12 protein-coding genes and 1 pseudogene are annotated in these 12,923 nt (G+C 70.0%); 10 read left to right on the forward strand and 3 right to left on the reverse strand.

Features of this window, described 5'->3' with window-relative positions:
* Positions 1-227, forward strand: a pseudogene (locus tag IWX89_RS14495) (HNH endonuclease); the annotation flags it as partial.
* A gap of 84 nt (positions 228-311) precedes the next feature.
* Here IWX89_RS14495 and IWX89_RS14500 read toward each other — a convergent pair.
* Positions 312-749 (reverse strand): DUF1294 domain-containing protein, encoded by a 438-nt coding sequence (locus tag IWX89_RS14500; protein ID WP_196904259.1) that lies wholly within the window; start codon positions 747-749, stop codon positions 312-314.
* 54 nt (positions 750-803) lie between these two features.
* Here IWX89_RS14500 and IWX89_RS14505 point away from each other — a divergent pair, with 54 nt between their 5' ends.
* A complete protein-coding gene (locus IWX89_RS14505) occupies positions 804-2,045 on the forward strand; it encodes a PLP-dependent aspartate aminotransferase family protein (protein WP_196904260.1) in 1,242 nt (413 codons plus the stop codon).
* Here IWX89_RS14505 and IWX89_RS14510 read toward each other — a convergent pair.
* Both IWX89_RS14510 and IWX89_RS14515 read right to left on the reverse strand, forming a co-directional pair.
* Positions 2,033-2,878: an aldo/keto reductase gene (locus IWX89_RS14510; RefSeq protein ID WP_196904261.1), complete on the reverse strand. Its 846-nt coding sequence runs from the start codon at positions 2,876-2,878 to the stop codon at positions 2,033-2,035. The genes IWX89_RS14505 and IWX89_RS14510 overlap by 13 nt on opposite strands.
* A gap of 165 nt (positions 2,879-3,043) precedes the next feature.
* Positions 3,044-3,847 carry a gamma-glutamyl-gamma-aminobutyrate hydrolase family protein gene (locus IWX89_RS14515; RefSeq protein WP_196904262.1) on the reverse strand — a complete coding sequence of 268 codons (804 nt, stop codon included), beginning with the start codon at positions 3,845-3,847 and terminating at the stop codon, positions 3,044-3,046.
* 256 nt (positions 3,848-4,103) lie between these two features.
* On the opposite strand from IWX89_RS14515, the gene IWX89_RS14520 reads away from it, so the two are divergent.
* From IWX89_RS14520 to IWX89_RS14555, 8 genes are all read left to right on the forward strand, one after another.
* Complete coding sequence (locus IWX89_RS14520; protein WP_231383337.1) at positions 4,104-6,179, forward strand: TPM domain-containing protein; 2,076 nt, start codon at positions 4,104-4,106, stop codon at positions 6,177-6,179.
* A 109-nt stretch (positions 6,180-6,288) separates the two neighbouring features.
* Positions 6,289-7,020 carry a PspA/IM30 family protein gene (locus IWX89_RS14525; protein ID WP_196904264.1) on the forward strand — a complete coding sequence of 244 codons (732 nt, stop codon included), beginning with the start codon at positions 6,289-6,291 and terminating at the stop codon, positions 7,018-7,020.
* A gap of 89 nt (positions 7,021-7,109) precedes the next feature.
* On the forward strand, positions 7,110-7,943 hold the full coding sequence (locus tag IWX89_RS14530) for an arginase family protein (RefSeq protein ID WP_196904265.1): 834 nt from the start codon (positions 7,110-7,112) through the stop codon (positions 7,941-7,943).
* Between the two features lie 114 nt (positions 7,944-8,057).
* Complete coding sequence (locus tag IWX89_RS14535) at positions 8,058-8,864, forward strand: crotonase/enoyl-CoA hydratase family protein (protein ID WP_307836576.1); 807 nt, start codon at positions 8,058-8,060, stop codon at positions 8,862-8,864.
* Between the two features lie 51 nt (positions 8,865-8,915).
* Complete coding sequence (locus IWX89_RS14540) at positions 8,916-10,370, forward strand: NAD(P)/FAD-dependent oxidoreductase (RefSeq protein WP_196904266.1); 1,455 nt, start codon at positions 8,916-8,918, stop codon at positions 10,368-10,370.
* A gap of 271 nt (positions 10,371-10,641) precedes the next feature.
* Entirely contained in the window at positions 10,642-11,646 is a 1,005-nt protein-coding gene (locus IWX89_RS14545) for a TerC family protein (RefSeq protein WP_196904267.1), read from the forward strand.
* Between the two features lie 45 nt (positions 11,647-11,691).
* Positions 11,692-12,066 (forward strand): Fe-S oxidoreductase, encoded by a 375-nt coding sequence (locus IWX89_RS14550; RefSeq protein ID WP_196904268.1) that lies wholly within the window; start codon positions 11,692-11,694, stop codon positions 12,064-12,066.
* On the forward strand, positions 12,063-12,905 hold the full coding sequence (locus IWX89_RS14555; RefSeq protein ID WP_196904269.1) for an SDR family NAD(P)-dependent oxidoreductase: 843 nt from the start codon (positions 12,063-12,065) through the stop codon (positions 12,903-12,905). Before IWX89_RS14550 ends, IWX89_RS14555 begins: the two co-directional genes overlap by 4 nt.
* Positions 12,906-12,923 lie beyond the last annotated feature (18 nt).

Here is a 12,923-nt window from a genome sequence, read left to right on the forward strand (position 1 = left end):
ATGACTGGGGGTTGCTCGGCGAGACCGCGCACGACAACCTCGCCCACCTGTGCAAACCCAACCACGCGTTGAAAACCCAGACCCGGTGGACCGTCACCCAGAAACCCGGCGGCATCCTCACCTGGACCTCCCCGACCGGACGGGACTTCATCACCGAACCCGCCACGATCCTTCCGACCGGACCGCCGTCGTCGGCGTCTGATGTCCCCGACGACCCGCCGTTCTGAGCCCGCTGCGCTGCTTGAGGTGAGGCCAGACGTCGATGTGAGACCAGACGAGTGCGCGACCAGGCGTCGACCGCCCGCACACCGTTATCCGGCCATCACTCCGGAGAGCAGCAGCGAGGTCAGCCCGACGAAGGCGACAACGTTCAGCACCACGGTCCCCCAGAAGGCGGTGCGGAAGCTCGCCTTCTTGGTCTTGTGACGGAGGGTCTGCTGGGCGACGATGGCGCCGGGCCAGCCGCCCACGGCACCCCAGACGAGGAGGGTGCTCTCCGGCACTCGCCAGCGGCCTGCCGTCGCCGCTGACTTGTCCACCGCATAGACCACGAAGCAGCACACGCTCGCCGCGAGATAGACACCCGCGACCCAGGGCGACAGCGGCCAGATCGCGTTCAGCACCAGGCAGACCACGACGAACGCCGGAATGGCGAGGTATGCGCCCGCGCCTGACCCTGATCTGGGCGAGGCCGGCCGGCGGCCCGGGGTCCGGCGCCTCGGCGTGCTGCGTGTTCTGCCCTGGCCCATGTAGACGAGCGTAACGTTCCGGCGCGCGGCGGCGTCCACCCATAGGTTGGAACCATGACCTCGCCGCGCACCCAGCCCCGACCCGATAAGCACGACCCGCGCAGTCTCGGGTTCGCCACCCAGTCGGTGCACGCCGGCAACGAGATCGATACCGGGTCCGGCGCGCTCCGCACGCCCATCGTGATGGCGAATTCCTATGCGCTCCCCGACGACCCCGCGGCCCTGAGCTGGTCGGGCACCGACGTTCCCCTGTACACCCGCAACAGCGGCGCCAACCAGCTGGGACTGCAGCGCAAGCTCGCCGTGCTCGAGGGCGGCGAGGATGCCGTCGCCCTCGCGAGCGGCGTGGCGGCCCTGCACGCGATCTTCTTCACGCTGCTGAAGACCGGTGACCACGTCGTCGTCGCCGATGTGACCTACGAGGCCGTCTTCCGGCTGTTCACCGAGCTGTTGCCGGAGAAGTACGGCATCCAGGCCAGCTTCGTCGATCCGACCGATCTGGCCGCCGTGCGGGCGGCCATCCGCCCGGAAACCCGGCTGGTGCACATCGAGTCGGTGGGCAACCCGACCACCAAGGTGACGGATGTCGCGGCCATCGCCGAGATCGCCCATGCGGCCGGGGCCCTGCTCTCGATCGACAACACCTTCACTCCCCCGCCGCTGTTCCGCCCGCTCGCGCTGGGCGCCGACCTCGTCGTGCACTCGCTGACGAAGTACATCAACGGGCACGGCGACGCGATGGGCGGCGCCGTCATCGGCCGCGCCGACCTGATCCGCCGGATCAAGCTCGACGCCATGGTCGACGTGGGCGGCGTGATCAGCCCGTTCAACGCCTGGCTGATCATGCGCGGCTCGGTCACCCTGCCGCTTCGGCTGCGCCAGCACTGCGCGTCGGCGCAGCTGGTCGCCGAGTTCCTCGAGGCCGACCCGCGGGTGGCCTACGTCGCCTACCCGGGGCTGGCGTCGCATCCGCAGCATGCCGTGGCGGTGCGCCAGTTCGGCCGGGGGTTCGGCGGCATGATGGCGTTCGCGGTGACCGGCGACGCGGCGACCCAGAACCGGTTCGTGTCGAACCTGCGGGTGATCACCTCGGCCGTGTCGCTCGGGCACGACGAGACCCTGATCGTGCACGTCGACGCCTCCGGCCCGCGGGTGGCGGCCTACCCGCCGGAGTTCCGCGAGTTCGGGCACCTGCGTCTCTCGGTGGGGCTGGAAGACGCCGACGATCTGGTCGCCGACCTCTCCGCAGCCCTCGCCGCAACGTTCCCCTTAGCCGTTAGCCGTTACGGGATGTAGTTGAACTCGTCCGGGTTCGGTCCGGTGCGCTCGTCACGGTTTAGCGCCGTGATGGCCGCGACGTCGTCAGCGGTGAGTTCGAAGTCGAAGAGGGCGAAGTTCTCCTCGACCCGGCTGCGGGTCACCGACTTCGGGAAGACGACGTCGCCGCGCTGCAGGTGCCAGCGCAGGGTGACCTGGGCGGCCGAGCGGCCGACCCGGTCGGCGATCGCCGTGATGACGGGATCGCCGAGCACCTTGCCCTGGGCGATCGGCGACCAGGCTTCGGTCGCGATGCCGTGCGCCGTGTTGAACGCGCGCAGGTCGTCCTGGGTCAGGTAGGGGTGCACCTCGATCTGGTTGACCGCGGGAACGGTGCCGGTCTCGTCGAAGAGGCGCTGCAGGTGGTGCTGCTGGAAGTTGGAGACGCCGATGGTCTTCACCCGTCCGGAGGCGTGCATCTCCTCCAGCGCCTTCCAGGTCTCGACGAAGTCGCCGACGGCCGGCAGCGGCCAGTGGATCAGGAACAGGTCGAGGTAGTCGAACCCGAGGGTGGACAGGCTCGCGTCGAAGGCCGCGAGGGCGTCCTCCCGCTTGTGGAAGCCGTTGTTCAGCTTGCTGGTGACGAACACCTCGGAGCGGTCGAGCCCGGATTCACGCACGGCCTCGCCGGCGCCCTGCTCGTTGCCGTACATCTCGGCGGTGTCGATGTGGCGGTAGCCGACCTCCAGCGCTGCCAGCGTGGCGCGCCTGGTGTCGGCCGGGTCGATCTGGAACACGCCGAAACCGAGCTGAGGGATCGCCTGCCCGTTGTTCAGCGCGAGGGTGGGGACTGCTGAGACTGCTGCCGTCATTCCGGGTTCTCCTTCTGTCGGGGGCGGTGCGCGGATGATGGTGCGCACCTCACCCTGACCCCAACCCCCCGACCGGGGCAACGCATTCCCGAACCCGGTGAATCGTCAGGTCGGAGGTCGGACCACCACGACGTCCGACCGGGTTTCGATCAGGCCGGGTTTCGATCAGGCCGCGACGAGATCGGCGACGCGTGCGTCGGCAACCTGGCGCTGCAAGGCTGCGAGGAGGAGCGGCAGCTGCTCGGCCGGGGCATCCGGCGCCTCGGGGTGCCACTGCACCCCGGTGATCGGCGCCGACTCGTGTTCGACCGCCTCGACAAGGCCATCCGGGGCGATCGCCGCGGGGACCAGCCCGGCGCCGAGCCGGCCGACACTCTGGTGGTGGGCGCTCTGCACCGAGACGGCGACGGAGCCGAGGCTGTCGAGCAGTCCGCTGCCGTCGAGGAGCTCGACGGGGTGCTCGCGCAGGATCTGATCGACCGGCACGTCCACGTTGCGGTGGATGCCGTCCTCGATGTGCTGCACGATGCCGCCGCCGAGGGCTACGTTGATGACCTGCAGCCCGCGGCAGATTCCGAGGAGCGGGGTGTCCCGCTCCACGGCGCGGTGCACGAGGGCGATCTGCCCCTCGTCGGCCGCGTCATAGTGGCGGGTCTCACCCTCATAGCCGTCGGAACCGCCGTAGAACCGGGGGGTGATGTCCTCGCCGCCCATGATCAGGATGGCGTCGCTGTCATCCGTTGCCGCGAGCAGTTCGGCCGGAGTCATGTCGGCGGCCGCGAGACGCGTCACTCGCCAGCCGCCCTGTTCTCCGGCGGAGACCGCGGAGGCATTGAGCACCTGCACCTTGGCGTGGTAGGCGGGCCGGTCCGGCCGGTGGCGGGTGACCTCGACGATGGCGAGGCGGGGCAGGTCCTCAGAAGAGACGTCCACGGAGACGAGCTGCGACGGCGAGAAGTCCCGTTTCATGTTCGCCTCCGCTTTCGGTCGTTGTGGTTCCACCAGTCTGGAGACTATGCCGGGATCCCGCCAGCGGCCCCGTAACAGTGCGAAACAGTGCGGACCGGGCGGCACACCGCCGGCCCGCCGGCGACCCGCTCCGCCCGGCGAAAGTGGTCCCGCCGGTTCCTAGACGTGAAACGCCAGACCGTTCTATGCTCGGCACGAGAAACACCAGCGTATCGACGGTTTGTGAGGATGTGGGCCCATGCGGTCACGGTGGTTGATGCCTGTCGCAATGGCGGCCCTGTTCGCCGTCTCCGTACCCGTCCTCGCCGCTCCCACCCTCGCCTGGGCCGAAGACCCCGTCACCTTCGGCGCGAGCCACATCGCGGACAAGGTCGGCGCGGTCACCGCGCGCAGTGCCGAGGTGACCGCCGCCCTCGACAAGCTCTATGCCGACACGCGCACCGATCTCTTCGTGGTCTACGTCGACGCGTTCACCGGCGTGGCCGACCGCCAGCAGTGGGCGGACAAGACCGCCGACGACAACGGTCTCGGCACCAACGACGTGCTGCTGGCCATCGCCACCGGCGACCGGGAATACCAGTTGTCGGTCGCCCCCGACTTCGCCCTGACCGACGCCCAGCTCCGCGAGGTCGAGACCGTCGCGATCGAGCCGGCGCTTCGGGTCAACGACTGGGCCGGCGCGGCCATCGGTGCGGCGAACGGACTCCGCGCCGGCATCACGGGCACGGCTGTCACCGCCCCGCAGATCACCCCGGGCGATGCCACCCCCGGCCAGGGATCCGGCGGAACGGTCGGCGTCATCCTGGTGATCCTGATCGTGATCGGTCTCCTCTTCGTGGGCGCCGTGGTCTTCTTCATCGTGCGTGGCAGAAGAAAGGCCCAGCTTCCGCCTGCCGGCGTGCCGCCGACGGGTCTGCAGGCCCTGCCGACCGCGGAGCTGAAGCGCCGCGCGGCGAGCGCGCTGGTGCAGACGGATGACGCGGTGAAGTCGAGCGAGCAGGAACTCGGCTTCGCCATCGCCCAGTACAGCACCGCGGCGACGGGCGCCTTCCAGACCGCCCTGACCGCCGCGAAGGCGCAACTCACCGAGGCGTTCACCCTGCAGCAGCGGCTCGACGACTCCGAGCCGGACTCCGAGGCCCAGCAACGGGACTGGTACGCCGGGATCATCGACCTCTGCACCCGAGCCAATACCGCCCTCGACGAACAGACCGACGACTTCGACGAGCTCCGGCAACTGGAGAAGAAGGCTCCGGAGGCCGTCGCAGCGGCAACCCAGGAGGTCGCCGCGATCGAGGCGCGCGTCACCTCGGCCGACGCAGCCCTGGCTGCCCTGACCGCCCGGTACACCGACAACGCGATCGCCACCGTCGCCGACAACCCGCGCCAGGCGCGCGAACGGATCGCGTTCGCCGGGGCAGCCCTGGCCGAGGCGAATACGCGCCTGACCGCCGGGGAGACCGCTGCCGCCGCCGTGGGCGTGCGCGCGGCCGAGGAATCGGTCGACCAGGCCAGGCTGCTGCTCGACGCCGTCGACCGGCTCGGCACGGACCTGCAGACCGCGACCGCCAGCGTGGCCTCAACCCTCGCCGAGCTGCAGGCCGACCTGGTCACCGCCCGCGGGCTGCCTGCGGACACCCCCGCCTCCGGCGCCCTGCCCGGCGTGATCGCCGCGACCGAGCAGGCCATCGGCGAGGTGACCGGCCGGCTCGGGGCCACCCGGATCAACCCGCTCGAACTGATGCAGAGGCTCGAGGCCGCCAACACCCAGATGGATGCGGCCCTGCAGGGCGTGCGCGACGCCGTGGCGAACGCTCAACGCGCCCAGGCCGCCCTGAACCAGAACCTGCTGGCCGCCCGCGCCCAGGTCTCCGCCGCCGAGGACTTCATCACGGCCCGGCGGGGCGCGGTCGGCGCGGAGGCACGCACCCGCCTGGCCGAGGCCGGACGGCTCCTGGTCGAGGCGGAGTCGGCGAGCGCCGTCAACCCGGATGCCGCCCTCGCCGCCGCCGCCCGGGCCAACTCCCTGGCCGCCAACGCCATCGCCCTCGCCCGGAACGACGTCAACGGATTCTCCGGCGGCCAGGCGGCCGGCGGGCTCGGCGACGTCTTCGCCGGCGGAGGTGGCAACCGCGGTGGGGGCGGCAACGGCATGATGGGAGCCATTCTCGGGGGCATCATCATCAACTCGATCCTCGGCGGCGGGGGCGGGGGTATCTTCGGCGGGGGCGGCGGGGGCGGACGCCGCGGCGGGGGCGGCGGCTTCGGCATCCCCGGCGGATTCGGCGGGGCTGCCACCCGTTCACGGCGGGGAGGCGGGGGCAGGTTCTAGGTTCAGCGCCGCATCCGTCATCGACGTTTTCACTCATAACCGGCACATTCACCCAGCACACACCGACAGAATGGGTTCAACCCCGTCTGATCCTCGAAAGGACACTGCAATGACAAAACAGTCCATCTTCGGCCGCATCGCCCAGCTCGCGAAGGCCAACATCAATGCGCTCCTGGATTCCGCCGAGGACCCGAAGCTCATGCTCGACCAGATGGTGCGCGACTACACCAACAGCATCGCCGACGCCGAGAGCGCCATCGCCGAGACCATCGGCAATCTGCGCCTGCTCGAGGACGACCACCGCGAAGACGTGGAAGCGGCCACCGAATGGGGCGGCAAGGCGCTGGCCGCCAGCCGCAAGGCAGACGAGCTGCGCGCGGCGGGCGCCGCCGCCGACGCCGACCGGTTCGACAACCTAGCGAAGGTGGCCCTCGGCCGCCAGCTGCAGTCCGAGAAGGAGGCGAAGATCGCCGAGCCCCAGATCGAGTCCCAGTCGGCCGTCGTCGCCCAGCTCAAGAACGGCCTCAACGCCATGAAGGAGAAACTGAACCAGCTGTCCTCCAAGCGGAACGAACTGATCGCCCGTTCGAAGACCGCCGAAGCCCAGACCAAGGTGATGGATGCCGTCAAGAGCATCGACATCATGGACCCGACCAGCGAGGTCTCCCGGTTCGAGGACAAGATCCGCCGCGAGGAGGCCCGGGTTCGCGGCGCCAGCGAGCTGGCCGCATCCAGCCTCGACGCCCAGTTCGAGAGCCTCGAGGACCTCGGTGAACTCACCGAGGTCGACGCCCGGCTCGCCGCGCTCAAGGCCGGCGGCACGAGCGAGATCGAGAAGTAGCCGGCGCGGGAAGCCGGCCAGGCGATCGGGTGCCGCACACGCGGTCCACCCGCTCGCGCGCCGCAAGCGGAGGGGAGCATACTGAGGGTATGGCTCCCACCTTCGTTGTTGTACCGCAGTGGCAGGGTTCGGTTTCTCCTCGCGCGATGCGCCTGAGTGACGGGGCGGAGGCCATCCGAGGGGATCTTCCCTCGTCCGCGACGCGGGAGGTCCCCGTCCCGGTCGAGGCAGGCGATGCCCTCGACACCGGGATCGACCGGTTCTCCACCCTGGTCATGGTGCGCGAGCGCCTGGCGTCGGCGCTGCGCACCACGACGACGCCGGTGCTGACGATCGGCGGTGACTGCGGGGTGTCCCTGGCCTCCGTCGAACACGCCGCCCGGCAGCACCCGGGCGATCTCGCCCTGGTCTGGCTCGACGCGCATCCCGACCTGCACACGGCGGAGACGTCTCCGTCCGGCGCCTTCAACGGCATGGTGCTGCGCGCCATCATCGGCGAGGGCACCGACGGCCTGGCGCTGTCCGGCGACGACCGGGTGCCGCTGGAGCGGGTCATCCTCGGCGGGGCGCGTGACATCGACCCGGCCGAGGCCGAGTTCATCGAGGAACGCTCGGTGGCGACCCTGTCGATCGACAACCTCACCTCCCCGGAGGTGCTTCTCGCTGCGGTGCGCGCCACCGGGGCGAGTTCGTTCTACCTGCACATCGACCTCGATGTGCTCGATCCGGCCATCCTGGCCGGGCTGGCCGACCTGATGCCGTTCGGCCTGAGCCTCGACGCGCTCAACCGCGCGATCACCGCACTGCGGGGCGAGTTCACGCTCGCCGGGGCGACCATCGCCGGCTTCGCCCCTGCCTCACCCGAGGCGGCCACCGACGACCTGCCGAGCATCCTCCGGATCATCGGAGCTCTCACACGCTGACCGGGGAGTCCCCCGGCCCGCCCGGGAGCGCGACCCGCCGCATCCGACCCCTGGGTACCCGCCCCGTAGCATGGGACCGACGCGCCGAGCGTCACGACGCCAAAGGAGGCATCCGTGAGCCTGCAGAACCCCGTTTCCGACCAGCCGAGGATCATCACCGAGCGGCGGGGACACGTGTTCCTGATCGGGTTCAACCGGCCGGAGAAGCGCAATGCCGCCGACCTCGCCCTGCTGCAGCAGCTCGCCCTCGCCTACGGGGAGCTCGAGCGCGATCCTGAGCTGCGGGTCGGCCTGGTCTACGCGGTCGGGGACCACTTCACCGCCGGCCTCGACCTGGCCGACATCGGGCCGCGCCTCGGCCCGGACGGCCTCGACATGGTGCCGGAGGGCGGAATCCACCCCTGGCAGGTCGACGGCCACGCTCTGTCCAAGCCCGTCGTGATGGCTGTGCAGGGCACCTGTCTCACCCTCGGCATCGAACTCATGCTGGCCAGCGACATCTCGATCGCGGCCGAGTCCACCCGGTTCGGGCAGATCGAGGTGGCCAGGGGCATCCTCCCCTTCGGCGGCGCCACCATCCGGTTCCCTCGCACCGCGGGCTGGGGGAACGCGATGCGCTGGATCCTCACCGGCGACATGTTCGACGCGGCCGAGGCCCACCGGATCGGACTGGTGCAGGAGGTCGTGCCGGACGGCACCCAGTTCGCCCGCGCCCTCGAATTGGCCGAGCGGGTCGCCGGCCAGGCGCCGCTCGCCGTGCAGGCGACTCTCGCCAACGCCCGCACCGCGGTGCGGGACGGCGACGCGGCGGCCGAGGCGCAACTGCAGCCGGCCCTGGCCCGCCTCGCCGTGACCGAGGATTCCCGGATCGGCATGGAGTCGTTCCTCACCCGCACGCCCGCGGCCTTCGTCGGTCGCTGACCACCACCACCGCTGACCACCACCACCCGCCCCGCAGTCAGGAGAACAGCCATGGCAGACCCGACCGAAAGCAGCACGGACTACGACGTGATCGTGATCGGCGCCGGAGCGGTGGGCGAGAACGTCGCCGACCGCACGGTGCAGGGCGGCCTGCGCACGGTGATCGTCGAGAGCGAACTCGTCGGCGGCGAATGCTCCTACTGGGCGTGCATGCCTTCAAAGGCGCTGCTCCGCAGTGGGGCCGCCGTGACCGCCGCCCGGCGCGTCGGCGGCGCGGCCGAGGCCGTCACCGGCGAGTTGGATGTCGCGGCCGTGCTGCGCCGCCGGGATTCCTTCACGAGCAACTGGTCGGACGAGGGCCAGGTGAGCTGGCTGGAGAAGACCGGGATCGACCTCGTGCGCGGCCACGCCCGGCTGACCGGGGTGCGCGAGGTGACCGTGACCCACCAGGACGGCACCAGCACCGTGCTGACGGCGGCGCACGCCGTGGTCGTCAGCACCGGTTCCGCCGCGCTGCTGCCCGACATCCCCGGACTGGCCGACGTCGCACCGTGGACCAGCCGGGAGGCCACCAGCGCCCGGAGCATCCCGGCGGGCCTCGCCGTGATCGGCGGGGGCGTCGTCGCGGTCGAGATGGCCACCGCGTACGCCACCCTCGGCGCCGACGTCACCCTGATCGTGCGCAGCCGCCTGCTCGGCGGGATGGAACCGTTCGCCGGGGACCTCGTCACGGCCTCGCTCCGGGAGAGCGGCGTCACCGTGCTCACCGGGGTGTCCACGACGGGCGCGGCGCGCACCGAGGACGGCCGGGTCGCACTCACCCTCGACGACGGCACCACGGTCACCGCCGCCGAGGTGCTCGTCGCCACCGGCCGGGTGCCGCACACCGGCGACCTCGGCCTCGAAACGGTCGGCCTCACCCCCGGCGACTGGCTCACGGTCGACGACACCATGCTCGTGCGGGGAACCGCGCCGGAACTGGCCGGGCAGTGGCTGTACGCGACCGGGGACGTCAACCACCGCGCCCTGCTCACCCATCAGGGCAAGTACCAGGCCAGGGCGGCCGGCGACGTGATCGCCGCCCGGGCCGCCGGTCGGCCGGTCGACGACGCCCCCTGGGGAACCCACGTCGCCACGGCCGACCACGCCGCGGTCCCCCAGGTGACCTTCGGCGACCCCGAGGTCGCGTCGGTCGGGCTGACCCAGGCGGCCGCAGAGAAGGCCGGCCACCGCATCCGGGTGCTCGACTACAACCTGGGCTGGGTCGCCGGGTCGAGCGTGCACGCCGACGGCTACACCGGAACGGCCAGGGCGATCGTCGACCTCGACCGGGACGTGCTGCTCGGGGTCACCTTCGTCGGCCAGGACGTCGCGGAACTCCTGCACGCGGCCACCATCGCCGTGGTCGGCGAGGTCCCGATCCGCCGGCTCTGGCACGCCGTGCCGAGCTACCCGACGATGAGCGAGGTGTGGCTGCGGCTGCTCGAGGAGTACGGGCGACCGTAGCCCCGAACCCCCGACCCGTTGTCCGAGCTCTTCGGCCCGCGGCCGTCCGGTCTGCCGAACGCGGAACCAGCTCGCGGCTCAGGTTTGTGAAGCCGGCGCAGGGTGCACCGCCCGCCCGCTTCTCAAACCTGCGCCACGAGGCGCAGGGAGCGTATCGGCACAGATCCGGACGGTGGACACGAGAGCACGTGGTTGCCGTCCCACCCCGATATTCTGGGTGAACGATTCTCGGTGGACGCCGGACTCGTCTCAAACAACGGGAAGGCCACCCATGCTCGAAGTGACCACGCTCCGCTGGGCGCTCACCATCGCCGTCATCCTGGGGCTCCTCGCACTGGACCTGGGTCTCGCTGCTGCCCGGCCGCACGAGGTCAAGTTCCGCGAAGCCGCGATCTCGTCGATTCTCTACATTGCCGTGGCTATCGGCTTCGGCCTGGTCTTCGCCGCGCAAGTGGGATGGGAATTCGGTGCGGAATACTTCGCCGGCTACATCGTGGAGAAAAGCCTCTCCATCGACAACCTTTTCGTCTTCGTAATCATCATGACGACCTTCGCCGTGCCGGCCAAGTACCAGCAGAAGGTTCTCATCTTCGGCATCGCCCTGGCCCTGGTCATGCGAGCGATCTTCATCGCGCTCGGTGCCGCATTGCTCTCGCTCTTCTCTTTCATGTTCCTGATCTTCGGTCTGGTCCTGATCTTCACAGCCGTTCAGCTCTACCGGCACCGCGATGTGGACCCGGATGTGCAGGACAACGTACTGGTGCGCGTGGCCCGTCGCGGCCTGACGGTCACCGAAGAGTACGACGGCGGCCGCCTGTTCTCACGCCTGGACGGCCGCCGAGCCGTGACGCCGCTCTTCATCGTGCTGCTGGCCATCGGCAGCACGGACCTCCTGTTTGCGCTCGACTCGATCCCGGCGATCTTCGGGATCACCGACGAACCGTACATCGTCTTCACCGCGAACGCCTTCGCCCTTCTCGGGCTCCGCGCACTCTACTTCCTCGTCAAGGGGCTCCTGGACCGCCTCGTCTACCTCTCCACCGGTCTGGCAATCATCCTGGCCTTCATCGGCGTCAAGCTCGTGCTGCACTGGGGGCATGGCCTCGACGACCGAGTGCCGGAGGTCAGCACCAACGTGAGCCTCATCGTCATCAGCGTCGTCTTGACCGTGACGACCATTGCCAGCCTGGTCAAGGTGCGCCGAGACCCAACCGCACGCGCCCACGCCGGTTCGCTCACGGCGGAGGAACCGAACGATTCCGGCCGCTCGAGATGACCGTCTGATCAGCTGGGTCGGGCCGAGAGCGCCTACTCTGGGGAGGTGCGCAGCATCCTCTTCGATTCCCCCGTCAGCCGGGCCGGCTACCTCTATGCGACAGTGATCGGCCTGGTCTGGGGTTCCGTCTGGAGCACCGGCCGGGTCGAACGCCGCGGCGGCCTCGTGGTCTTCCGCGGGATGCCGGCCTGGGCCTTCGGTCGCGGCGGTTCCTGCGTGGGCAGCTGCTACCTGACCGACCAGAACGTCAGCGACCGGATCCTGGAACACGAGGCCGTGCACAAACGCCAGTGGCAGCGGTACGGGATGGTCTTCCCGCTGCTCTACCTGGTGGCCGGCCGCAATCCGCTCCGGAACCGGTTCGAAATCGAAGCAGGACTCGACAAGGGCGGCTACCTCGCCCAGGGGGAACACAGATGAGCCAGCGAACGATCATCATCACCGGCGCCAGCGACGGCATCGGGGCCGCCGCCGCCCGCAAACTCAGCACGGACGGCGAACACGTCGTGATCGTGGGGCGCTCCCCCGCCAAAACGGCGTCGATCGCCGCCGAGCTCGGCCTGGAATTCTTCGTGGCCGACTTCGCCCGGCTGGACGAGGTGCGCACCCTCGCCGGCGAACTGCGCGAGCGCTACCCGCGGATCGATGTCCTGGCCAACAACGCCGGCGGCATCATGGGCACCCGCGAGCTCACCGTCGACGGCCATGAGAAGACGTTCCAGGTCAATCACCTCGCTCCGTTCCTGCTGACGACGCTCCTGATCGACCGGCTCAGCGAGAGCTCGGCCACCGTGGTCAACACTTCCAGCGCCGCGAACAGCGTCTTCGGCAAGTTCGACCTCGACGACCTCGACGCGGAACGTTCGTACTCGCCGAACCGGGCCTACGGGAATGCCAAGCTGGCCAACATCCTCTTCACCCGGGAGCTGCACCACCGCTTCCACGACCAGGGAATCTCCACCGCAGCGTTCCACCCCGGCGTGGTCGCGACCGGTTTCGCCGCCGGCTCGACGAGCGTCATGCGCCTGATCTACCGCACCCCGCTGAAGCGCTTCCTGATGCCGCCGGAGCAGGGTGCCGACACGTTGACCTGGCTGGCCACGGCGACGCCGGGCACGGACTGGATCTCGGGCGAGTACTACGAGAAGCGCGTGGTGCAGAAGGCGAACCCGCAGGCGTACGACCCCGCCCTGGCCGCCGGCCTCTGGGCTCGCAGTGAGGCCATGACCCGCGAATCGGCCGCTCCGGTACCGGAGTGACCACCCAGCAGAGGAGAA

Source organism: Cryobacterium sp. MP_M3 (genome assembly GCF_015752155.1).
Classification (GTDB): Bacteria; Actinomycetota; Actinomycetes; order Actinomycetales; family Microbacteriaceae; genus Cryobacterium.

Bases quoted from the DNA above. Each gene is read 5' to 3' on its own strand.
- IWX89_RS14515 (WP_196904262.1), bottom strand. From the start codon at position 3,847: ATGAAACGGGACTTCTCGCCGTCGCAGCTCGTCTCCGTGGACGTCTCT.
- IWX89_RS14530 (WP_196904265.1), top strand. From the start codon at position 7,110: ATGGCTCCCACCTTCGTTGTTGTACCGCAGTGGCAGGGTTCGGTTTCT.
- IWX89_RS14505 (WP_196904260.1), top strand. From the start codon at position 804: ATGACCTCGCCGCGCACCCAGCCCCGACCCGATAAGCACGACCCGCGC.
- IWX89_RS14545 (WP_196904267.1), top strand. From the start codon at position 10,642: ATGCTCGAAGTGACCACGCTCCGCTGGGCGCTCACCATCGCCGTCATC.
- IWX89_RS14520 (WP_231383337.1), top strand. From the start codon at position 4,104: ATGCCTGTCGCAATGGCGGCCCTGTTCGCCGTCTCCGTACCCGTCCTC.
- IWX89_RS14510 (WP_196904261.1), bottom strand. From the start codon at position 2,878: ATGACGGCAGCAGTCTCAGCAGTCCCCACCCTCGCGCTGAACAACGGG.
- IWX89_RS14500 (WP_196904259.1), bottom strand. From the start codon at position 749: ATGGGCCAGGGCAGAACACGCAGCACGCCGAGGCGCCGGACCCCGGGC.
- IWX89_RS14525 (WP_196904264.1), top strand. From the start codon at position 6,289: ATGACAAAACAGTCCATCTTCGGCCGCATCGCCCAGCTCGCGAAGGCC.
- IWX89_RS14540 (WP_196904266.1), top strand. From the start codon at position 8,916: ATGGCAGACCCGACCGAAAGCAGCACGGACTACGACGTGATCGTGATC.
- IWX89_RS14555 (WP_196904269.1), top strand. From the start codon at position 12,063: ATGAGCCAGCGAACGATCATCATCACCGGCGCCAGCGACGGCATCGGG.